This window comes from Bacillus sp. Bvel1 (genome assembly GCF_014872755.1).
In the GTDB taxonomy this organism is placed as follows: domain Bacteria; phylum Bacillota; class Bacilli; order Bacillales; family Bacillaceae; genus Bacillus; species Bacillus velezensis.
In genome coordinates, this window is record NZ_JAAOBZ010000004.1 from 242,602 (window position 1) to 262,644 (window position 20,043).

Consider the following 20,043-nt stretch of genomic DNA (forward strand, 5'->3'; position numbering starts at 1 on the left):
CCCTGTCTGCGCTGGCAGGGGCGCGGTATCAGGAAACGGCCGTGCCGTTTTCTTTGACCGTGAAACTTCCTCTTGATAAGCGGATGTTGATATCAGACACTTTGGCAATTTGTTCGTCGTGCGTAACCATGATGACGCATTTGCCGTCTTTATGCGCCAGATCCTGAAAGAGCCGGACGATTTCCTTTGACGTATCCTCGTCGAGGTTTCCCGTCGGCTCATCCGCGCAAATCAGATCCGTGTCACAGCAGAAAGCCCGCGCAATTGAAACGCGCTGCTGCTGTCCGCCGCTTAATGTCAGCACCCGCTGACGGGCCTGCTGTTCGGTGATGCCGACTTTATCCAGCATGCTGAGCGCGGACGCATCTTTGTTGTTCTCCTTAGATCCGGTAATCTCCATCGCGGTTGTGACGTTCTGGAGCGCCGTCATATACGGGATCAGATGATGAGATTGAAAGACGATAGAGACATATTGATTTCTGAATTTGGTTAATCCGATTTTGGAGATGTCTTCTCCGTTATAAAGGATGCTTCCCTCTTTAGGTGTGTCAAGGCCGCCCGCCAGAGACAGAAACGTGGTTTTTCCCGTTCCGGAGGCGCCGGCAATTGTATAAAACTTCCCTTTTTCAAAGCTGATCGTTATATCCTGAAACAGCGGCTGTGATTTATCTTGGTACCAGTAGCCGGTCTGTTGAAAGGTTAATAGGCTCATTATGCTGCCTCCTCTTATTCCTGCTTGGTCAGGATTGTTTTAGGGTGAAGCCGCATGACTGATACAGACGGCAGTAATGTGGCGGTGACGGCAATTGCGACGCCGATCCCGCCGAGAATCAGAAGGTCATTCAGCGAAACGTTTACCTGCATTGTACTGATGACATCTGCACCGGATGAATGCTGACCGAACATGCCGTCTCCCCGCGGCATTTCTCCTCCGCCCCAGCCGCTTGTTTGCTGCTGGGAATCATCGGCTGAGCTGACCTGCTGGGAAAGAAGCTGATTTCCGAGCTGATTCGCCACAAGGCTGCCCGTGACGGATGCGATCCCGATGGCGATAACCGCGACAATCAGAATTTCCGTTAAGAATTGTCCGATGAGCTTCCAGCGCTTTTCGCCGATCGCCATCAAGACACCCATTTCATACTTGCGTTCCCTGATCGACATCATCACGATCAATCCGAGAATGACCGCGCCCGCGATGGATACAAGGTACACCACGTTTTTAGAAAATGACGCGACATTTTCAATCGGGCCGGCCATTTGCTGATACACCTGATCATTTGTCGTCAGCGTGTAGGTTTTATCATCTATAGATGTTTTTTTCGCAGCGGCAACGAATGAGTCAATATATTTTGCATCATCCATATAATAAACGGCTGAGCTGATTCTGTTTTTGTTATCAGACCCTTTTAACGCCGCAGCTGCGGTGTAAGGCGTATAGATTTTATTGTCAGGATTTAAGAATGAAAAATGCTCTGCCTGATCGTCTCCTGATGATGTTGTTTTATAGATTCCCACAATTTTAAGCTTCGTACTCACAGAATCATCCGCTGCTGAGGAAACTGTAATGGAGCCGCCGACCTTCAGCTTGTTTTGATCTGCCAGCGTTTCATTGATCACTGCGACTTTTGCGTCCGCATCTGTTTTTGTGATGGCGCGGCCTTCAGTGATTTTTGAGCTCCCGCCTGTGAAATCATCAAGCAGCGCCGTAGAGAGCACGCCTTCGACCGAAATATCCGCTGAAATCATCTGTCTTCCGCCGCCTTGAAAACGGCTTCCGCCGGAACTGTTATCGGCTGATTCGCCTGAGCTTTTTATCGCGTCAAAGCTTTCTGCGTTTGCTGATGCTGTCGTGAGGAAGTTGTAATTTTTAACGTGCTGTAAAGATGTAAGTTTCTTGGCATCCGAGACGGAAATCGGCGTTGATTCAAACGTCCTCTTTTCACCGTCTTTTTGCTGCTGCGCCATTTGCTTTTGGCGGTCAGCCTGGAGTGTGACGCTCCCGCCGAGCTGCTGCCTTGCCAGTTCGCTTGATTTCTTCGCCGCTGACTGGATCGTAAGACCGGACAGGACAAAAATGCAAATCACTGAAAACACAACCAGCTGCAAAAACGTTTTTCCCTTTTTTGCCTTCATGCTCCAAAAGGCTCTTTTTATAAAGTTCATGTCTGTTCCTCCGTGTGGGTGTCAGATCTTGTAAAACCAGCCTTCTTTAGAACCGGTTATCCGATATGTATATAGTAGGAGAAATGTATGAAAAAAATATGAACAAACTATTTCCGGGTGATGAAATAAAAACTAACAATTGTGAAACGCGAAAATATCCGGGTAAAATGGTGCTATTATAAGTAAAAGCGTCAAGATAAACGGAGGACCCAATGAAGATATTAATGATAGAAGACAATATAAGCGTATGCACCATGACGGAAATGTTCTTTTTTAAAGAAGGATTTGAAGCCGAATTTGTCCATGACGGAGTGGAAGGCTATCAGCGGTTCACGGAAGAGGACTGGGATTTGGTCATTCTGGATATTATGCTTCCATCTATGGACGGAGTGACGATCTGCCGGAAAATAAGAGAGACGAGCAGTGTGCCGATTATTATGCTGACCGCAAAGGACACGGAGTCTGATCAGGTGATCGGGTTTGAAATGGGAGCCGACGACTATGTCACCAAGCCGTTCAGCCCGCTGACGCTAGTAGCGCGGATTAAAGCGGTGATCAGAAGATACCGGGCGACGGGGCAGGCCGTAAAAAGCGGCGACTTGATCGAAACGGCGTGTTTTTCAATCAATAAGAAGACGCGGGAAGTGTTTCTGCATGGAAAGCCTGTCGAGAATCTGACGCCGAAGGAATTCGATCTGCTCTTTTATCTCGCACAAAATCCGCGCCAGGTCTTTTCGAGAGAGCAGCTGCTTGAGCAGGTGTGGGGCTATCAATTTTACGGCGATGAACGTACGGTTGATGTTCATATTAAACGGCTGCGCAAAAAACTGTCCAGTGAGGAAAAACCGTTTTTATACACGGTGTGGGGGGTAGGATACAAATTTGATGAGGATTAAATACTTATATCAGCTGCTGTTAAGCCATGTCAGCATTTTGATTTTGGCCTTTTTCATTATCATTTCCCTGTTTTCGCACTTTGTGAAAGATTTTGCGTATCAAAATAAAGTGGATGAGCTGTCTTCTTACGCCCAGCAGATCACAAGTGAGCTGAACGGACGCGATCTTGATCTGCGCCGCCTGTATCCGTATCAGGACATGTTAAAAACGCGCGAGACCAGGTTTATTATTTTTGATGAACATCAGCGGCCTTACTTTTTTCCTGACGATATGCCGCCGCGCGAGAAGCTCAAAAGTAAGGAGTGGCACATGCTGAAGCAAGGGAAAACCGTTCAGATCAGAGCGGAGATGAACCGTTTTAATACGGAGGGCTTGGAAGTATCGCTTGTCGCAAAACCGCTTTTGATCAACGATCAATTTAAAGGCGCGGTGCTGCTCGTGTCTCCCGTCAGAGGGGTCGAGCAGATGATCAGCCAGGTCAACCGCTATATGATTTACGCGATTATCAGCACCCTTATCATCACGATTCTGCTGAGCTGGCTTTTATCTAAATTTCACGTTAAGCGGATTCAGACATTGCGGGATGCGACCGGAAAAGTGGCATCCGGGGATTACGATATTTCGCTCAAGAACAGCGGCGGCGATGAAATCGGCATGCTGGCGTCCGATTTCAACATCATGGCCAAAAATCTGAAGCAATCGAGAGAGCAGATTGACCGCCTGGAAAAACGGAGGCGCCAATTTATCGCCGATGTCTCCCATGAGCTGAGAACGCCTTTGACGACCATTAACGGACTTGTGGAGGGGCTTAACAGCAACACCATCCCGGAAAAAGATAAAGAGAAATGCTTCTCGCTGATCAGTGAAGAAACGAAGCGGATGCTCAGGCTCGTGAAAGAAAACTTGGATTATGAAAAAATCAGATCCCAGCAAATCAAACTGGACAAGCTCAGTCTGCCGCTCATCGAGGTGTTTGAAATTATTAAAGAGCATCTCAATCAGCAGGCGGAGGAAAAACAAAATCAGCTGCGGATTCAGGCGGAGGACGGCGTCAAAGTGTTCGCCGATTATGACAGGCTGATCCAGATTCTCGTCAATATCACGAAAAACAGCATTCAATTTACGCAAAACGGAGACATCACGCTGCGCGGGTATGAAGGCTATAAAGAAACGGTGATTGAGATCGAAGACACCGGAATCGGCATCTCCAAAGAGGAAATTGAGCATATATGGGAGCGGTTTTATAAGGCGGACGTGTCCCGGACGAATACGGCATACGGCGAATACGGACTCGGCCTGTCCATCGTCAGGCAGCTCGTTGAAATGCACAAGGGCACGATAGATATTGCCAGCGAAAAAGGAAAAGGCACGACGTTTACAATCCGCCTTCCGCTGAATACGATACATGAATCATCTTGAAACCGGCAGTCCCGTCTGGCTGCCGGCTGTTTTATCTTCACTCGGAAAATTGCGCTCTGCCGAAACAAAGTTTGCGTGTTTTTCGGGATGGAAAGACACGGAAACGTGATAAAATAACTGGTAAACAGGTCTTGGATGGGGAGGGTGAAGGAATGAAGAGCGGGTTAATTCCTTCTTCAGCAGTCGGGCAGAAAATTAACGAGTGGTATCGATACATCAGAACATTCAGCGTGCCGGATGCGGAGATCTTGAAGGCCGAGATCAAACAAGAGCTTGACCGTATGGAGCCTGATTCAAACTTAGTGCTTTATTATTCCCTCATGGAATTTCGCCATCAGCTGATGCTGGACTACTTGGAGCCGCTGGAAAAACTGAAGATAGAAGACCAGCCGACCCTGTCGGAAATTCTTGATAACATTGATAACAGCCAGGCCGGCCTCAAAGGGCTTCTCGATTATTACGTCAACTTTTTCAAAGGCATGTTTGAATTTGATAAAAGAGAATTTATCTCAGCGATTACGTATTATAAACAAGCTGAGAAAAAACTGGCCTTCGTATCGGACCACGTGGAACGGGCGGAGTTTTATTTTAAAGTGGCCGAAGCTTATTATCATATGAAACAAACGTATTTTTCTTTGATACATATAAAAAACGCTTATGAAATTTACGTAGAGCAGGACACATATAACGTCAGGATCATTCAATGCCATTTTGTATTCGGCGTCAATTTAATGGATGAAAGGCGCTTTGAACAGGCGGCCAAACATTTTCAGCACGCTTTGCAAATGGCCGAAAAAGAACAAAAAGCGCAGCTTGTCGGGAGGGCGCTGTATAACCTCGGACTGTGCTACTACAATCAGGACCGCATCGGCGAAGCGATTCCGTACTTTGAACGGGCGGTTGATACATTTGAATCACAAAGAATCGTCAATTCTCTTCCTCAAGCATATTTCCTAATCACACTCATTTACTTTAAACTCGGAAAAAAAGAAAAAGCGTCGGAATATCACAAGCGGGGATATGAATATGCTAAAGAAACAGACGATCCCGTTTACACGGTAAAATTCGAATGGCTGCAGGCTCTGTATCAGGCGAAACCGGATGAGGAAAAAATCAGCGCATGTTTCCGTTACCTGGAAGATAAAAATTTATACGCCGATATAGAGGATTTAGCACTAGAAGCAGCTAAATATTACTATGAACAAAATTGCTTTAAGATTTCTTCTGACTATTTTCTGAAAGTCGAAGAGGCAAGGAAACAAATACAAAGGAGTGAGGGTTTGTATGAAATTGAAATCTAAATGGTTTGTTATTTGTTTAGCAGCCGCCGCGATTTTTACAGTGACAGGTGCAGGCCAGACAGATCAGGCTGAATTCCATGTAGCTGAAAGAGGAATGACGTGAGAAGAAAATAACCTGAACAAAGGAAAAGACTGCCCGGGAATGTTCCCGGCAGTCTTTTTTTTGCGCGGCCGGACTTGGACAGCGGCGGAAAACAAAAGAAAACGCCGCAGGTCAAAACCCGCAGCGTCCTCATATAGACGGAGTGATGCTTAGAAACCGCCAACATAGGCAGTACCTACAATAACCAACAGGATAAATAAAACAACGATCAAAGCGAAAGAGCTGATTCCAGAATATCCTGACATGAGCTTCACCTCCATATTGTCTATACCATACAATATGTAAAAGAAGCTGCTTTGTAAGGGATATTAGTGGACAAGAGAAAAAAGAGGCGGTGTCCTATGGGAGTAAGACTCCGGCGAAAAACTCGTCATACAGCGCCCGCACCGCTTGTTTTTCCTGTTCTTCTTTCACCCCGAACATCATGCTGACTTCCGATGACCCCTGATTGATCATCTCGATGTTGACGCCGGCTTCGGACAGTGCTTTGGATGCCCTGGCGGTTGTGCCGACATTATGGCGCATCGCTTCCCCGACGACCATAATCAGCGCCAGATTGTGCCTGACTGTGACTTCATCTGCTTGAAGTTCCTGCTTCAGACGGGTGACGAGCCTGTGTTCCAGTTCTGAGTCCATCTGATCGTGCCGAAGGATGATCGTGATGTCGTCAATGCCGGATGGAACATGTTCATACGTCAATCCTTCTTCCTCCAAAATGTGAAGGGCTTTGCGGCCGAAACCGATTTCCCGGTTCATTAAATATTTGCTTATGTAAATGCTGCAAAAGCCCGTGTCGCTTGCGATGCCGATGACTGGCCCGTTCGTATTGTCACGGCTGCTGACGACGCGCGTTCCTTTCGCCTCCGGATTATTCGTATTCTTAATCTGAACGGGGATGCCGGCCCGAAAAGCGGGAATCAGCGCTTCATCATGAAAAACGGAAAACCCGGCATAGGAGAGCTCACGCATTTCCCGATACGTCAGTTCGTTAATCTCTTTCGGATGCCGCACGATTGACGGGTTGACGGAATAGACGGCGTCCACATCAGTAAAGTTTTCGTACAGGTCGGCTTTTAAGCCGCTGGCGAGAATGGAGCCGGTAATATCAGAACCGCTCCGGGAAAACGTCACAATCTCATGCTCCTTCGTGTAACCGAAAAATCCCGGAAAAATGATCAAGCCTTCACGGTTTCTCAGACGGTACAAATGATCATAAGACTCAGGGAGCACCTGAGCGCTTCCGGGTTCATTCGTCACAAACAGCCCCGCTTCTTTCGGGCTTACGTATTCGGCTTTCACGCCCTGCCGGCGGAAGTAGGCCGCGATCAGCTTCGCGTTGTTGTCCTCGCCGCTCGCTTTCACCGCATCCATATACTGATCGGGATTGGCTTTGCTGCTGTTTAAGAGAGCGAATAGGTCACTGCGGATTCTTTCTATAATAGAGAAATCCAGGTTCAGCTCACGCGCGATGGCGGCGTACCGTTCAATGACCGGTTCGGCAAGCTCGGGCGCTGCACCATTTTGCAAATAATGCTCCGCACAGCGGATTAACAGATCCGTCACCTTTGTATCGTCCGAGAAGCGTTTTCCCGGCGCCGATACGACGACGGCTTTCCGCGAGGGATCAGCCGTCACGATTTGAAACACTTTCTCAAGCTGGGCTCCTGACGCAAGAGAGCTGCCTCCGAATTTTACAACTTTCATGATTTACATCCCCTAATATTTAAATTTTCTCACAAATTTAATTTTTATTATCTCTCTTTCAAACATGTAAATCAAGGATTTTTTCTATGTGGGGAGAACATTTGTATTTTCGTGGAGGAATTTTGCCGCTGTTTGTCAGATTTGTTTCCCGCAAGCGTGTCATCATGTGCAAAAAATGATAAGCAGCCAAATGAAGGTTATAGAAAATCCTGCAAATTCTTGATAGACTGATTGTAAGACAATTTAGTGTACGGCCCGCGGATGACCGTTTTTGAAAGCAAAACTGTATTGACTGCGCTTGGAAAGATGATAAGATTATAGTTGTCGTTGATAATGATAATCATTACGAGTGGGGATATATGGGAGTTGTTTGGCAATCAGTCATACCGTTTGTGATGGGTGCAGGGAGGCAGCATGAAGCTACGTTACTTACTTTTGCTACTGGCGGTTTTGGCGTGTACTTCTATATTTATCGGTGTAGAAGATTTGTCGCCGCTGGATATTTTTCATTTAAATAAAGAACAGGCAGGTACATTGTTTGACAGCCGGCTGCCGCGTTTGGTGAGCATTATCATCGCCGGCATGAGCCTGAGCATCTGCGGATTAATCATGCAGCAGATCAGCCGGAATAAATTTGTATCGCCGACGACTGCGGGAACGATGGACTGGGCAAGGCTCGGAATTTTGATTTCATTAATGCTTTTTACGTCAGCGAGCCCGCTTGTGAAAATGTCTATCGCTTTTATTTTCGCGTTGGCGGGAAATTTCCTTTTCATGAAAATCCTCGAGAGAATCAAGTTCAATGATGCGATTTTTATTCCTCTCGTCGGTTTAATGCTTGGGAACATCGTCAGCTCAATCGCCACGTTTATCGCATATAAATACGACCTGATCCAAAACCTGTCATCTTGGCTGCAGGGAGATTTCTCACTGGTCGTTAAAGGCCGGTATGAGCTTTTATATCTGAGTATCCCGCTGGTGATCATCGCTTATGTGTATGCGGATAAATTTACGGTGGCGGGAATGGGAGAGAGCTTTTCCGTCAATCTCGGCCTGAAATACAAACGCGTCGTCAATATCGGTCTGATTATCGTGTCGCTCATCGCTTCACTGGTGATCCTGACCGTCGGGATGCTGCCGTTTCTCGGTTTGATCATTCCCAATATGGTGTCGATTTACAAAGGGGACAACCTGAGGAGCAGCCTGCCTCACACAGCTCTCTTGGGCGCTGTTTTTGTGCTGTTTTGCGACATTTTGGGAAGGGTGATCATCTTCCCGTACGAAATTTCCATCGGCCTGATGGTCGGTGTTATCGGCAGCGGCATCTTCCTGTATATGCTGTTAAGGAGAAAAGCATATGAGTCATAATAAAAAAATTACGCTGCTGGCGGCGCTCGCCATAATATGTATCGGATTCTTTCTGTTCTACGGACTGGGCAATTGGGAATACTCCCTGCCGAGACGATGCTTCAAAGTGCTTGCCATGATGCTCACAGGGGGAGCGATCGCGTTTTCAACGGTCATCTTCCAGACGATTACAAATAACCGCATACTGACACCGGGCATTTTAGGCCTCGATTCCCTGTATATGCTCATTCAGACCGTCATCGTGTTCCTGTTCGGTTCAATGAATATCGTCATGATGAACAAAAATCTTAATTTCGTCATCTCCGTCGGGCTGATGGTGCTCTTGTCACTCGTTTTGTATCAGCTCATGTTTAAAGGCGAGGGGCGGAACGTGTTTTTCCTTCTGCTTGTCGGCGTCGTGTTCGGCACGCTGTTCAACAGTCTGTCATCCTTTATGCAGATGCTGATTGATCCGAATGAGTTCCAGGTTGTTCAGGACAAAATGTTTGCCAGCTTTAACAATATCAACACCGATCTTTTAGGATTTGCCGGTGCTGTCTTTCTTCTGACAGGCATTTATGTCTGGCGGTTCACGCGGTTTTTTGACGTGCTGTCGCTCGGCAGGGAGCACGCCGTCAACCTTGGGATTGATTACGATAAGCTTGTGAAACAGATGCTCATCGTCGTCGCCATTCTTGTGTCTGTCTCTACGGCTCTTGTCGGGCCGATTATGTTTTTAGGACTGCTTGTCGTCAATCTGGCGAGAGAGTTTTTAAAAACCTACAGGCACACGTATTTAATCGCGGGTTCCGTCCTGATCAGCATCGTCGCGCTCGTCGGGGGCCAGTTTGTCGTGGAGAAAGTGTTCACGTTTTCCACGACGCTGAGCGTCATCATTAATTTTGCCGGCGGGATTTATTTTATCTATCTGCTGTTAAAGGAGAATAAATCATGGTAGAGGTCAAAAATGTAAGCAAACAATACGGAGGGAAAACCGTCCTTGAGAAAACGTCTCTATCCATTCAAAAGGGCAGGCTCACCTCGTTTATCGGTCCGAACGGCGCGGGAAAAAGCACGCTGCTGTCTATCATGAGCCGGCTGATTAAGACGGATTCCGGAGAAATCACGGTCGACGGGCAAGAGATCGGGGCCTGTAAAAGCAACGATCTGGCGAAAAAAATCAGCATCCTGAAGCAGACGAACCAAATCAATATCAGACTGACGATTAAAGACCTGGTCAGCTTCGGCAGATTTCCGTATTCCCAGGGGAAACTGACGGATGAAGATTGGGTGCATATCAACCAGGCCCTCAGTTATATGAAGCTGGATGACTTAAAGGATAAATACCTCGATCAGCTCAGCGGAGGCCAGTGTCAGAGGGCGTTTATCGCGATGATCATCGCTCAGGATACGGACTATATTTTTCTCGATGAGCCGCTGAACAATTTAGATATGAAGCATTCCGTTGAAATGATGAAGCTGTTGAAGCGGCTTGTGGAAGACTTCGGAAAAACGGTCGTCGTAGTGATTCACGATATCAACTTCGCATCCGTATATTCAGACCATATCGTCGCACTGAAAAACGGACGGATCGTCAAAGAAGGGCCGGCGGAGGAGATCATAGAAACCTCCGTGCTTGAAGATATTTATGATATGACCATCCCGATTCAAGAGATTGACAGTCAGCGGATCGGTGTGTACTTTTCTTAAAAACCAGATGAGGTGAAAGTCATGAAAAAATTCGCATTGCTATTCATTGCGCTAGTTACGATTTTTGTTGTTTCTGCATGCGGAAACGGGGACAAAACATCAGGCAAATCAAAAGAAACAATCACAATCAAAGATGATCTGAACAAAGAAGGAGTCAAAGTGCCGAAGAATCCGAAAAAAGTCGTCGTATTCAACTTCGGAATGCTGGATACGATGGATGAACTCGGTTTACAGGATCACGTGGCGGGACTTCCGAAACAAAACCTTCCAAAATACTTATCTTCATATAATAGTGATAAATACGCCAATACCGGCGGTTTAAAAGAACCGGATTTTGAAAAAGTCGCGGATATTGATCCCGATTTAATCATTATCGCCCACAGACAATCTGATTCTTATAAAGAGTTCTCAAAAATCGCGCCGACGATTTATCTTGATGATGACTATACAAACTACGTTGACAGATTCAAGCAAAACACCGAAGTGATCGGCAAAATCTTCAACAAAGAAAATGAAGTGAAAGATAAGCTTGCGAAAATTGACAAATCCATTGCCGATCTGAAGAAAAAAACAAGCAGCACGGATAAAAACGGGTTAGTGGTGATGGCGAACGACGGCAAAATCAGCGCGTTCGGATCTAAATCAAGATACGGCTTCATTCATGATGTGTTCGGCGTCAAACCGGCTGACAAAAACATCGAAGCCTCACTGCACGGACAAAGCATTTCCTATGAATATATCGCCAAAACAAACCCTGATTACATGTTTGTCGTTGACCGCGGAACAGCGATCGGCACAAAATCTTCAACAAAACAAGTGGTTGAAAATGATTATGTAAAATCGGTGAAAGCCGTGAAAAACAACCATGTTGTCTACCTTGATTCAGCTACATGGTATTTATCAGGAGGCGGCCTGGAATCCATGGCGCAAATGGTGAAAGAAGTAAAAGACGGAATCGAGAAGTAAAAAAAGAACCCGGTCACATACGTGATCGGGTTCTTTTTGGTTTACCGCGTAACGGCCTGCTGCTCGGGCTGACGCGGTTTTTTCTTCAATGTAAAAGATAGGAGGAAGCCGGCCAGCGCGATGCAGGCGGCTACGACAAAGGCCGCATTCATGCCGTGCAGGGCGGCGTTTGCCGGAGTTGACGCATTGGCGTGCGCGGCCTGGCTGCTCATCACGGAAACCAGCAGCGCCGTACCGATAGAACCGCCGACTTGGCGGACGGTATTGTTCATGGCTGTGCCGTGCGGAATTAAGTGGCGCGGCAGGGCGTTGATTCCCGCTGTCGTCACCGGCATCATAATCATGGCTGTTCCCAAAAGCCGCGCGGTATAAACGACGACAATCCAAATGAGAGACGTCGAGTCCGTCAGATTCATAAACGGCAGGGACGTGAGCAGGATGATGAAGAATCCGGTCATCGCAAGGCCTTTTCCGCCGATTCTGTCAAACACCCGGCCGATAAACGGAGACATCATCCCCATCACAATCGCGCCCGGCAAAAGCATTAATCCGGTATCAAACGCGGAGACGCCCCGGACTTTTTGCGTGTAAAGCGGGAGAATGGTTTCCGTTCCGATCAGCAGCGCGAAAACAAGCGTTCCGAGCAGGGTGGTCAGGCTGAAAATCCCGAAAGAAAACACACGGAATTCCAGCATCGGTTTTTTGAGCTTCATCTGTCTTGCGATAAAGAAAATCAGCGCGGCCGCTCCGACAAGCAGCGAAGTCAGCACTTCAGTACTGGTCCATCCTGAGGAACCGGCGCTTGAGAAGCCGTAAAGCAGCCCGCCGAATCCGAGGGTCGATAAGATCACGGATAAAATATCAATCTGTGTTTCTCGTAATGTCGTGACGTTTTTCATCAGAATAATTGCTAAAAGCAAATCGATGACTGCGATCGGGAAGATGATATAAAACAAAGACCGCCAAGAGAATGCTTCGACCGCCCATCCGGAAAGCGTCGGGCCGATCGCCGGCGCGAACGAAATAACCAAGCCGACCATACCCATGGCGCGGCCGCGCTTTTCCATCGGGAAAATCGTGAGAAATACCGTCTGCATGAGCGGCAGCATAATTCCGGCGCCGGCCGCCTGAATAATCCGGGCCGTTAAGAGCACCGGAAAGTTCGGGGCGAATGCGCCGACAATGGTGCCCGCCGTGAAAATACTCATAGCGGAAATCAGGAGGGTGCGGCTCGTAAATTTCTCTATTAAAAATGCGGTAATCGGAATCAAAATCCCGTTTGTCAGCATAAACGACGTTGTCAGCCATTGCGCTTTGTTGGCATCTATATTGAAGTCATTCATAATGTGCGGCAGCGCCGTGATAAGCAGTGTCTGGTTCAAAATGGCGACGAACGCTCCCGCCAAAAGAATCCCGACAATGACAGAGCGGTTGTATGGTGCAGTTTTAATACTCTTATTCAAGCTGATTCCTTCTTTCTTTATAGTTTGAGCAATGTTTTAACGGCTGCAAGCGGCTGGTGCAGCGGTCCGGCCTGCTCCAAATAACCGATGAGCGCTTTTATAAGAAAATCCCGCGGCTGTTTGTCCGCTGATTCTTTCTCCAGCATAACCGCCGCGGAAGCGAGTCCTGCGGCATCATATTTTTCCTCCGGAAGGGCTGAGACGGCTTCTTTCAGTTCCTTCAGGCTTTCAGCCAGCAATACGGTTTTGTCTTTCGGCTCAAATGAGGAAGCGGAGGCGGTATAAAGGTCAATCATCTCCTGAGGCAAAGCGGTTTCGGTTTTCCTGTTTTCGACGATGAGATTGAGATGGCGGATGATAAAGTCCGTGAGCGGCTCCAGGGCGAGCGGTTCTTTTTCCAGCTTAATCAGCGTGATGCATTCTCTCAGGAGCCCCTGCAGGACGATCACCAGCTCCCATACATAAGGAATAATGTCTTCGCCGTACGTCTGAATCAGTGAATCGCGATGCCAGCAGATAAAGGTGGAGCGGGCCCTGTGAATATGCCGTTTTACCCGCTCATTAATGGAAGAGGGGCTTCCGTACATCAGCATATTAAAAAACTGCTGGTTGCGCCTGAAGCCTTCAAGCTCAGCCATCAGTTTTTTGGAAAACCGTTCCTCAGGGGAGAGGCTCGTTTCTTCATTTAATAATGAAGCGGCCGCTACCATCTGTTTCTGGTTAAAATCGAGCAGCTCCAGGAGCAGGTCTTCCTTTGATTCAAACAGCTTATACAAAGATGCTTTGGAGACTTTGCACTCCTCTGCGATCGCCTGCATCGAGACCGACGAAAAGCTTTTCCCGGAAAAAAGCTTCCTTGCCGCCAGCAGAATATCCGTTTTCTTATCATTCATAAGCCCAGATTCCTTCTTTCGTCACAATAGAAAACCCACCGGTTCACAGAAAACCAATGAGTATATGATGAAAATATTAACAAAAATTTTTACATAGTGTCAACGCTTTTGTTTGAGAAATAGAAAAAACCTGCCGGAGTGTTCCGGCAGGCTGACACGTTTATTTATCCGTCTTAAATCCTTGTTTTTCAAGCATTTCACGAATGTGAGGATAATAAACCTGCTTATAGTAGGAAGTGATGCCTTGTGACCAGTTTCTTGTTTCCTGTCCGTCGGTGCGTTTTTTCATGTATTCGGACATCTGCTTGTCATAGGCCTCGATATGGGTTCTTAAATCTTCTTCTTGATACGTTTCATGATGCAGAACGGCTGCTTGCGGCAGACGCGGTTTTTTCGCGGAGCGGTCTGCCGGATGGCCGATGACGAGACCGGAAATCGGGAAAACGTATTTCGGAAGTTTCAGCAATTCAATGATTTCGTCAGGCTTGCCGCGCACGGCGCCGATCGGCACAGTGCCGAGTCCCATTGATTCAGCCGCAGCCGTTGCCGTACCCAGCGCAATCCCGACATCTACGGCTCCGACTAGAACGGACTCTAAACCGTTCGTGATCTCAAGCGGTGTATCATTATATTCTTCAAGCGCAATTTTGGCGCGGTTAAAATCAGCGCAGAATAAAAGGAAAACAGGCGCTTGGTCAATCCACGGCTGGCCGCCGGCCAATTCGGATATTTTTTTCTTCCGCTCCTTATCTTTCACCGCAATAACGGTAAATTGCTGGCCGTTAATGGAAGTCGGCGCTGCCTGAGTTGCTTGGATGATAAGGTCCAGCTGCTCATCCGATACGGGTTCATCTGTGTAGCTGCGGATGGAACGGTGGTCTGTTAATATTTGAAGGACTTCGTTCATGTCATTCATCCTTTCGTTACTCTGACAGTTCTGTGCGGACGACGTCAAGCGGCGCACTCAGCACTTCTTTTGCTTTTGCCACGAATCCTTGGAAATGGTCAGTTGCGTTGTGGAATTTCATCGCTTCTTCATCTTTCCATTGCTCAAGCATAACGAATGTATTTTCCTCACCGACTTTTTCGAAAAGATCGTATTGCACATTTCCTTCTTCCGCGCGTGAATGCTGAACAAGTGATTGCGCTTCTCCTAAAAATTCCTCGCGTTTATCCGCTTTTACTTTCATGTAAGCCTGTAAGACGATCATTGTTATTCCTCCTGATTGGGTTTATTTGTTATAGTTCGAATATTATCGAACTAACTGTAACATGTTTCGCAGTGAATGGTAAAGGAAAAACCCTCACCGCCTAAATTGTCACCCGCCGCTTTTATGTGTTACATTTGACTCATGAACATTCCAAACCATCCTGAAACCGACCGCTTACAGCTGACAAAGGTTCTTCATGCTCTGAGTGATCCGCTCCGCTTAGAGCTGGTCAAACAATTGGCGGAAACAACAGAAAAAACGTGCGGTACCTGCGCTGATGTCCGGGTCGCCAAATCAACGCTGTCCCATCACTTCAAAGTGCTGCGGGAAGCGGGGATCGCCCAAGTGCGCATAGACGGGAAGCACCGTTATTATTCCCTGCGCAAAGATGATTTACAAGCGGCGTTTCCCGGCCTGCTGGAGGCGATTTTGCAGACAGAACCGGACCGCTGGTAAATAAGTCCCCGAATTCCGGGGGTTTTTTTATGCGCCGAAAACCGCCCGGTAAAGCCTGAGGACGCCTTCTTGAATATCGCTCTCCTTCAGGCGGGCGAACCCCAGAATGAGCTGCGGCTTATTTGAATCGCCTCCCGCTTTCAGACGGAACCGGCTCATCGCAAACAGATCGAGCTGTTCTGCATCCGCCCGTGCCAATATCTCTTTTTCTGAACGGGCGCAGTCAAACTCAGTGACAAAATGAAGCCCCGCATTGGCGCCCTTTACACTGATTCTTTCTCCGAATGTTTCTTCCAAAGCCGAAATGAGGCGTTCCCGCATGTTCTTATAATGCTGCTTCATCTTTTTAATATGTTTCTGATATTCACCTGAGTCGATAAATTCTTTCAGCGCGAGCTGGGCAAGCGTGCTGCACGTATGCAGGTCATACGTTCTCTCTTTGAACGTCCGCAAAAGCCCGGGCGGCAGAACCATATAGCTGATGCGCAGACCTGGGAAAAGGGATTTTGAAAAGGTCCCCATGTAGATGACATTTTGAAACCGGTCAAGGCTTTGAAGCGCCGGTATCGTATCGGCGTCATATTTAAATTCACTGTCATAATCATCTTCAATGATGAAGCGGCCGTTCTGTTCGGCTGCCCAGTTTAAAAGCTGAATCCGCCGGGAAGCGGGCATGATCACGCCTGAGGGGAATTGATGGGAAGGCGTGGTGATCAATACACAGGGCCGGCGTTTTTCAATTTCAGCCATGGACATGCCTTTTTCATCAAGGCTGATCGTCGCAACCTTTTTCCCGAGGTTTTGCAGCAGCCGGTACATCCTCATATATCCCGGGTTCTCCATGGCGTACAGCGCGTCTTTTGGCAGCAGTTCCGTCAGCAGCTGCGTCAGCATTTGCGTGCCCGCCCCGAGCACGATTTGTTCCGGGCGGCATGTAACGCCTCTTGTCAGGGAAATAAGCCGCGAAATGGTTTCACGGACTTCATATAAGCCTTGCGGATGGACGAGTTCTCCGAGTGTATGAAATGAACGGGCGGCTGCTTTATGCTCACAGCGGAACCAGCTTTTCAAGGGAAAATGCGCCGTATCCACGCTCATATGAGAAAACGAAATCCAGCCGCTCTTATCCGGCTCCCGCTCTTTTAAATCTTCAGGCAATGAGAGCGAAGGGGTTTCTTCATGATAAACCGTATCAATTTCCTCCACGAAAAAGCCTTTTCTTTCGACTGCATATAAATAACCTTCCGAAAGCAGCTGCTGATAAGCTGAATTCACTGAATTCACGCTGACCTTCAGCGTCTCGGCAAGCTCCCGTTTAGACGGCACCTTTGTATGAGGCATCAGGCTGCGTTTCAAAACGGCCGCTTTTATGTGCTGATAGATCTGCTGATAGATATAATCCGCCGTTTCCGAATGATCAATGGAAATCGTCAGCATCCAGACCCTGCTCCTTTCTGATACCATGGATAAATTGATTTTGGTACTTTTCATCATACCAAAAAGAAGACAGAATGATAAGAAAACAATATAGGGGGATGGAATCTATGAGTCGAACAGCATCATCGGAAGTGACAACTGCCCAGTGGCAGCAAAAACGGGATCAATTCGTTTCCAAGGGGGTCGGCAACGGAAACCGCAGCATGGCGGTAAAAGGGGAAGGGGCGCTTTTGTACGATTTGGACGGCAGACGATTCATTGATTTTGCCGGAGCGATCGGAACGCTGAATGTCGGCCATTCTCATCCGAAAGTGGTGGAGGCCGTGAAGAAACAGGCGGAGGATCTGATTCACCCGGGATTTAACGTCATGATGTATCCGTCTTATATTGAGCTGGCCGAAAAACTTTGCGCCCTTGCGCCGGGAGATCATGCGAAAAAAGCGATTTTTCTCAATTCGGGGGCGGAAGCGGTGGAAAACGCCGTGAAAATCGCCAGAAAATATACGAAGCGCCAGGCTGTCGTGTCATTTACAAGAGGGTTCCACGGCCGCACGAACATGACGATGAGCATGACGAGCAAGGTGAAGCCTTATAAATACGGTTTCGGCCCGTTTGCCTCAGAGGTGTATCAAGCGCCGTTTCCTTACTATTATCAAAAGCCGGCCGGCATGAGCGACGAGCAGTATGACGACTTTATCATCAGCGCTTTCGAGGATTTCTTTATCGCCGCAGTCGCACCGGAAACCGTCGCCTGTGTCGTAATGGAGCCGGTTCAGGGAGAAGGCGGCTTCATCATTCCGTCAAAACGTTTCGTGCAGCACGTCGCCGCTTTTTGTAAAAAACACGGTATCGTTTTTGTAGCGGATGAGATTCAGACCGGTTTTGCCAGAACGGGAACGTATTTTGCGATTGAGCATTTCGAAGCCGTTCCGGATTTGATCACCGTATCCAAATCACTTGCGGCCGGATTACCTCTGAGCGGTGTCATCGGCCGGGCGGAAATGCTTGATGCCGCCGCGCCGGGGGAACTCGGTGGCACATATGCGGGAAGCCCGCTCGGCTGTGCGGCTGCGCTCGCGGTCCTGGATATTATTGAAGAAGAAGGGCTGAATCAGCGTTCCGAAGAGATCGGCCGGATCATCGAGCGTCAAGCGCTCGAGTGGAAAAAAGAGCATGCCTGCATCGGAGAAGTGCGCAGACTCGGCGCGATGGCGGCCATCGAAATTGTCAAAGATCCGCACACGCGGGAACCGGATAAAGCAAAAGCCGCGGCGATCGCTAAAACGGCGAACGAGAACGGACTGCTGCTGCTGACGGCCGGCATTAACGGCAACATTATCCGATTCCTGACGCCGCTTGTCGTGACGGATGAGCAGCTCAAAGAAGGCCTTTCCATTATCGAAGCAGCTCTGTGAGTTCAATTATTGGAATCCCGCCGGATGTGTCTGCTATCATGAAAGTGTGAGATACATCAACAAGCATTCAATGGTTTTACTATAGGAAAGAAAGGAATGTTCAATATGCCAGAACAATTAACAGTGTACAACCCGGCAACGGGAGAGGCGATCGAAAGCATCCCCCAGCAGACGGCCGAAGATGTTGAAAAAGCGATTGAACGTTCACATCAAGCGTTTCAATCATGGTCCAAAACATCAGCGGGAGAACGTGCCTCACTTTTGAGAAAATGGTATGAGCTGATTGTTGAAAATAAAGAAGAACTTGCGGAATTAATTACGAAAGAAAACGGCAAACCGTACGAAGAAGCGGTCGGAGAAGTTTTATACGGCGCCGGCTATATTGAATGGTTCGCCGAAGAAGCAAAACGGATTTACGGCAGAACCGTACCTGCGCCGACAACGGGCAAACGGATTGTCGTCACCCGTCAGGCGGTCGGCCCGGTAGCCGCGATCACGCCGTGGAATTTCCCGAATGCGATGATTACAAGAAAAGCCGCGCCCGCTTTGGCGGCAGGCTGTACGTTCATCATCAAACCGGCGGAGGATACGCCGCTTTCCGCTTACGCCCTTGCGCGTCTCGCATATGAAGCGGGAATTCCGAAGGACGTGCTGCAAGTGGTGATCGGTGACGGAGCCGAAATCGGAAACGTCTTCACCAGCAGCCCGAAAATCCGTAAAATTACCTTTACCGGCTCAACGCCTGTCGGCAAAATCCTGATGAAAAACAGCGCCGACACCGTAAAACATATGTCAATGGAGCTTGGCGGACATGCGCCGCTGATCGTGGATGAAGACGCTGATCTTGATCTGGCGGTAGCCCAAACAATGGCCTCTAAATTCAGAAATGCCGGCCAAACCTGCGTCTGTGCGAACCGGCTGATCGTACACGAATCCGTGAAAGACGAGTTTGCGAAAAAACTGAGTGAAGAAGCTGCGAAACTCAAAGTCGGAAACGGTCTTGAAAAAGGCGTAAACGTCGGCCCTGTCATCAACAAAAAAGGCTTCGATAAAATCGTCGGCCAAATTAATGACGCCGTGGAAAAAGGTGCAGAAGTGCTGACGGGCGGAACGTATGACCAAAACGACGAAAAAGGATGCTATTTCGTGACGCCGACCGTGCTTTCAAATGTAGATACATCCATGAACATCATGCATGAAGAAACATTCGGCCCGGTTGCGCCGATCGTTACGTTCTCAGATATTGATGAAGCGATCAAGCTTGCGAACGATACGCCGTTCGGGCTTGCGGCTTATTTCTTCACAGAAAACTACCGCCGCGGCATCTATATTTCTGAACAGCTTGAATACGGCATCATCGGCTGGAATGACGGCGGTCCGTCCGCGGTTCAAGCGCCGTTCGGAGGAATGAAAGAAAGCGGCATCGGCCGTGAAGGCGGTACGGAAGGCATTGAACCGTACCTGGAAACCAAATACATGTCTATCGGACTTTAATGAGCCGAAAAGAAAGCCCCGCTTCTAAGCGGGGCTTTTTTTATTGAGCGGTCTGCCGGTGAAT

At 48.1% G+C, this 20,043-nt stretch carries 20 protein-coding genes; 11 read left to right on the forward strand and 9 right to left on the reverse strand.

Going from position 1 to position 20,043, the window contains the following annotated elements; translation table 11 throughout:
* Positions 1–28: 28 nt before the first annotated feature.
* Positions 29–712: an ABC transporter ATP-binding protein gene (locus HAP68_RS01760; RefSeq protein ID WP_015388709.1), complete on the reverse strand. Its 684-nt coding sequence runs from the start codon at positions 710–712 to the stop codon at positions 29–31.
* Between the two features lie 14 nt (positions 713–726).
* Positions 727–2,163, reverse strand: coding sequence for an ABC transporter permease (locus tag HAP68_RS01765; RefSeq protein ID WP_024084884.1), 1,437 nt, complete (start codon positions 2,161–2,163; stop codon positions 727–729).
* A 212-nt stretch (positions 2,164–2,375) separates the two neighbouring features.
* Between HAP68_RS01765 and yclJ the strand changes: the two genes are divergently transcribed.
* The 4 genes from yclJ to phrC all read left to right on the forward strand — a co-directional run bounded on the left by yclJ (position 2,376) and on the right by phrC (position 5,883).
* Positions 2,376–3,059, forward strand: coding sequence for a two-component system response regulator YclJ (gene yclJ, locus HAP68_RS01770; RefSeq protein ID WP_024084885.1), 684 nt, complete (start codon positions 2,376–2,378; stop codon positions 3,057–3,059).
* Entirely contained in the window at positions 3,046–4,479 is a 1,434-nt protein-coding gene (gene yclK, locus HAP68_RS01775; protein WP_161625271.1) for a two-component system sensor histidine kinase YclK, read from the forward strand. The genes yclJ and yclK overlap by 14 nt, the downstream gene beginning before the upstream one ends.
* A 152-nt stretch (positions 4,480–4,631) precedes the next feature.
* On the forward strand, positions 4,632–5,780 hold the full coding sequence (locus HAP68_RS01780) for a Rap family tetratricopeptide repeat protein (protein WP_003156336.1): 1,149 nt from the start codon (positions 4,632–4,634) through the stop codon (positions 5,778–5,780).
* Complete coding sequence (gene phrC, locus HAP68_RS01785; RefSeq protein ID WP_003156334.1) at positions 5,764–5,883, forward strand: phosphatase RapC inhibitor PhrC; 120 nt, start codon at positions 5,764–5,766, stop codon at positions 5,881–5,883. Before HAP68_RS01780 ends, phrC begins: the two co-directional genes overlap by 17 nt.
* 149 nt (positions 5,884–6,032) lie before the next feature.
* On the opposite strand, the gene HAP68_RS01790 is transcribed toward phrC, so the two are convergent.
* Positions 6,033–6,143, reverse strand: a complete 111-nt coding sequence (locus HAP68_RS01790; RefSeq protein ID WP_369719092.1) for a YjcZ family sporulation protein — start codon at positions 6,141–6,143, stop codon at positions 6,033–6,035.
* Between the two features lie 79 nt (positions 6,144–6,222).
* Positions 6,223–7,587 carry an aspartate kinase gene (locus HAP68_RS01795; protein WP_003156333.1) on the reverse strand — a complete coding sequence of 455 codons (1,365 nt, stop codon included), beginning with the start codon at positions 7,585–7,587 and terminating at the stop codon, positions 6,223–6,225.
* A 414-nt stretch (positions 7,588–8,001) separates the two neighbouring features.
* On the opposite strand from HAP68_RS01795, the gene HAP68_RS01800 reads away from it, so the two are divergent.
* Genes HAP68_RS01800 through HAP68_RS01815 form a run of 4 tightly spaced genes read left to right on the forward strand, consistent with a single transcriptional unit; the run spans position 8,002 to position 11,610 of the window.
* Complete coding sequence (locus tag HAP68_RS01800) at positions 8,002–8,955, forward strand: ABC transporter permease (RefSeq protein ID WP_003156332.1); 954 nt, start codon at positions 8,002–8,004, stop codon at positions 8,953–8,955.
* Positions 8,945–9,892, forward strand: coding sequence for an iron chelate uptake ABC transporter family permease subunit (locus HAP68_RS01805; protein ID WP_003156331.1), 948 nt, complete (start codon positions 8,945–8,947; stop codon positions 9,890–9,892). The genes HAP68_RS01800 and HAP68_RS01805 overlap by 11 nt, the downstream gene beginning before the upstream one ends.
* Entirely contained in the window at positions 9,886–10,644 is a 759-nt protein-coding gene (locus tag HAP68_RS01810) for an iron ABC transporter ATP-binding protein (RefSeq protein ID WP_003156330.1), read from the forward strand. Before HAP68_RS01805 ends, HAP68_RS01810 begins: the two co-directional genes overlap by 7 nt.
* 21 nt (positions 10,645–10,665) lie before the next feature.
* Positions 10,666–11,610 (forward strand): siderophore ABC transporter substrate-binding protein, encoded by a 945-nt coding sequence (locus HAP68_RS01815; protein WP_003156329.1) that lies wholly within the window; start codon positions 10,666–10,668, stop codon positions 11,608–11,610.
* Between the two features lie 41 nt (positions 11,611–11,651).
* Here the strand turns inward: HAP68_RS01815 and HAP68_RS01820 are convergent, their stop codons facing one another.
* The 4 genes from HAP68_RS01820 to HAP68_RS01835 form a co-directional block, all read right to left on the reverse strand.
* Entirely contained in the window at positions 11,652–13,073 is a 1,422-nt protein-coding gene (locus HAP68_RS01820) for an MDR family MFS transporter (protein WP_014304342.1), read from the reverse strand.
* Between the two features lie 17 nt (positions 13,074–13,090).
* Positions 13,091–13,966 carry a TetR/AcrR family transcriptional regulator gene (locus HAP68_RS01825; RefSeq protein ID WP_024084886.1) on the reverse strand — a complete coding sequence of 292 codons (876 nt, stop codon included), beginning with the start codon at positions 13,964–13,966 and terminating at the stop codon, positions 13,091–13,093.
* A gap of 160 nt (positions 13,967–14,126) precedes the next feature.
* The gene (nfsA, locus tag HAP68_RS01830) at positions 14,127–14,873 is read right to left on the reverse strand and encodes an oxygen-insensitive NADPH nitroreductase (protein ID WP_003156324.1); all 747 of its coding nucleotides are present in this window, start codon (positions 14,871–14,873) and stop codon (positions 14,127–14,129) included.
* Between the two features lie 16 nt (positions 14,874–14,889).
* Positions 14,890–15,177, reverse strand: a complete 288-nt coding sequence (locus HAP68_RS01835) for a putative quinol monooxygenase (RefSeq protein ID WP_003156323.1) — start codon at positions 15,175–15,177, stop codon at positions 14,890–14,892.
* 141 nt (positions 15,178–15,318) lie between these two features.
* Here HAP68_RS01835 and HAP68_RS01840 point away from each other — a divergent pair, with 141 nt between their 5' ends.
* Positions 15,319–15,633: an ArsR/SmtB family transcription factor gene (locus HAP68_RS01840; RefSeq protein ID WP_003156322.1), complete on the forward strand. Its 315-nt coding sequence runs from the start codon at positions 15,319–15,321 to the stop codon at positions 15,631–15,633.
* Between the two features lie 27 nt (positions 15,634–15,660).
* Here the strand turns inward: HAP68_RS01840 and gabR are convergent, their stop codons facing one another.
* Positions 15,661–17,070, reverse strand: coding sequence for a MocR-like transcriptional regulator GabR (gabR, locus tag HAP68_RS01845; protein ID WP_024084887.1), 1,410 nt, complete (start codon positions 17,068–17,070; stop codon positions 15,661–15,663).
* Positions 17,071–17,177: 107 nt separating this feature from the next.
* On the opposite strand from gabR, the gene gabT reads away from it, so the two are divergent.
* Positions 17,178–18,485, forward strand: coding sequence for a 4-aminobutyrate--2-oxoglutarate transaminase (gabT, locus tag HAP68_RS01850; RefSeq protein WP_003156320.1), 1,308 nt, complete (start codon positions 17,178–17,180; stop codon positions 18,483–18,485).
* Between the two features lie 105 nt (positions 18,486–18,590).
* Positions 18,591–19,979, forward strand: a complete 1,389-nt coding sequence (gabD, locus tag HAP68_RS01855) for a succinate-semialdehyde dehydrogenase (RefSeq protein WP_003156319.1) — start codon at positions 18,591–18,593, stop codon at positions 19,977–19,979.
* Positions 19,980–20,043: the final 64 nt, after the last annotated feature.

Coding starts and splice junctions, on each gene's coding strand:
- HAP68_RS01835 (WP_003156323.1), bottom strand. CDS start 15,177: ATGATCGTCTTACAGGCTTACATGAAAGTAAAAGCGGATAAACGCGAG.
- gabD (WP_003156319.1), top strand. CDS start 18,591: ATGCCAGAACAATTAACAGTGTACAACCCGGCAACGGGAGAGGCGATC.
- nfsA (WP_003156324.1), bottom strand. CDS start 14,873: ATGAACGAAGTCCTTCAAATATTAACAGACCACCGTTCCATCCGCAGC.
- gabR (WP_024084887.1), bottom strand. CDS start 17,070: ATGCTGACGATTTCCATTGATCATTCGGAAACGGCGGATTATATCTAT.
- HAP68_RS01795 (WP_003156333.1), bottom strand. CDS start 7,587: ATGAAAGTTGTAAAATTCGGAGGCAGCTCTCTTGCGTCAGGAGCCCAG.
- HAP68_RS01815 (WP_003156329.1), top strand. CDS start 10,666: ATGAAAAAATTCGCATTGCTATTCATTGCGCTAGTTACGATTTTTGTT.
- phrC (WP_003156334.1), top strand. CDS start 5,764: ATGAAATTGAAATCTAAATGGTTTGTTATTTGTTTAGCAGCCGCCGCG.
- yclJ (WP_024084885.1), top strand. CDS start 2,376: ATGAAGATATTAATGATAGAAGACAATATAAGCGTATGCACCATGACG.
- HAP68_RS01825 (WP_024084886.1), bottom strand. CDS start 13,966: ATGAATGATAAGAAAACGGATATTCTGCTGGCGGCAAGGAAGCTTTTT.
- HAP68_RS01800 (WP_003156332.1), top strand. CDS start 8,002: ATGAAGCTACGTTACTTACTTTTGCTACTGGCGGTTTTGGCGTGTACT.
- HAP68_RS01760 (WP_015388709.1), bottom strand. CDS start 712: ATGAGCCTATTAACCTTTCAACAGACCGGCTACTGGTACCAAGATAAA.
- HAP68_RS01765 (WP_024084884.1), bottom strand. CDS start 2,163: ATGAACTTTATAAAAAGAGCCTTTTGGAGCATGAAGGCAAAAAAGGGA.
- HAP68_RS01790 (WP_369719092.1), bottom strand. CDS start 6,143: ATGGAGGTGAAGCTCATGTCAGGATATTCTGGAATCAGCTCTTTCGCT.
- HAP68_RS01780 (WP_003156336.1), top strand. CDS start 4,632: ATGAAGAGCGGGTTAATTCCTTCTTCAGCAGTCGGGCAGAAAATTAAC.
- HAP68_RS01805 (WP_003156331.1), top strand. CDS start 8,945: ATGAGTCATAATAAAAAAATTACGCTGCTGGCGGCGCTCGCCATAATA.
- HAP68_RS01840 (WP_003156322.1), top strand. CDS start 15,319: ATGAACATTCCAAACCATCCTGAAACCGACCGCTTACAGCTGACAAAG.
- HAP68_RS01810 (WP_003156330.1), top strand. CDS start 9,886: ATGGTAGAGGTCAAAAATGTAAGCAAACAATACGGAGGGAAAACCGTC.
- gabT (WP_003156320.1), top strand. CDS start 17,178: ATGAGTCGAACAGCATCATCGGAAGTGACAACTGCCCAGTGGCAGCAA.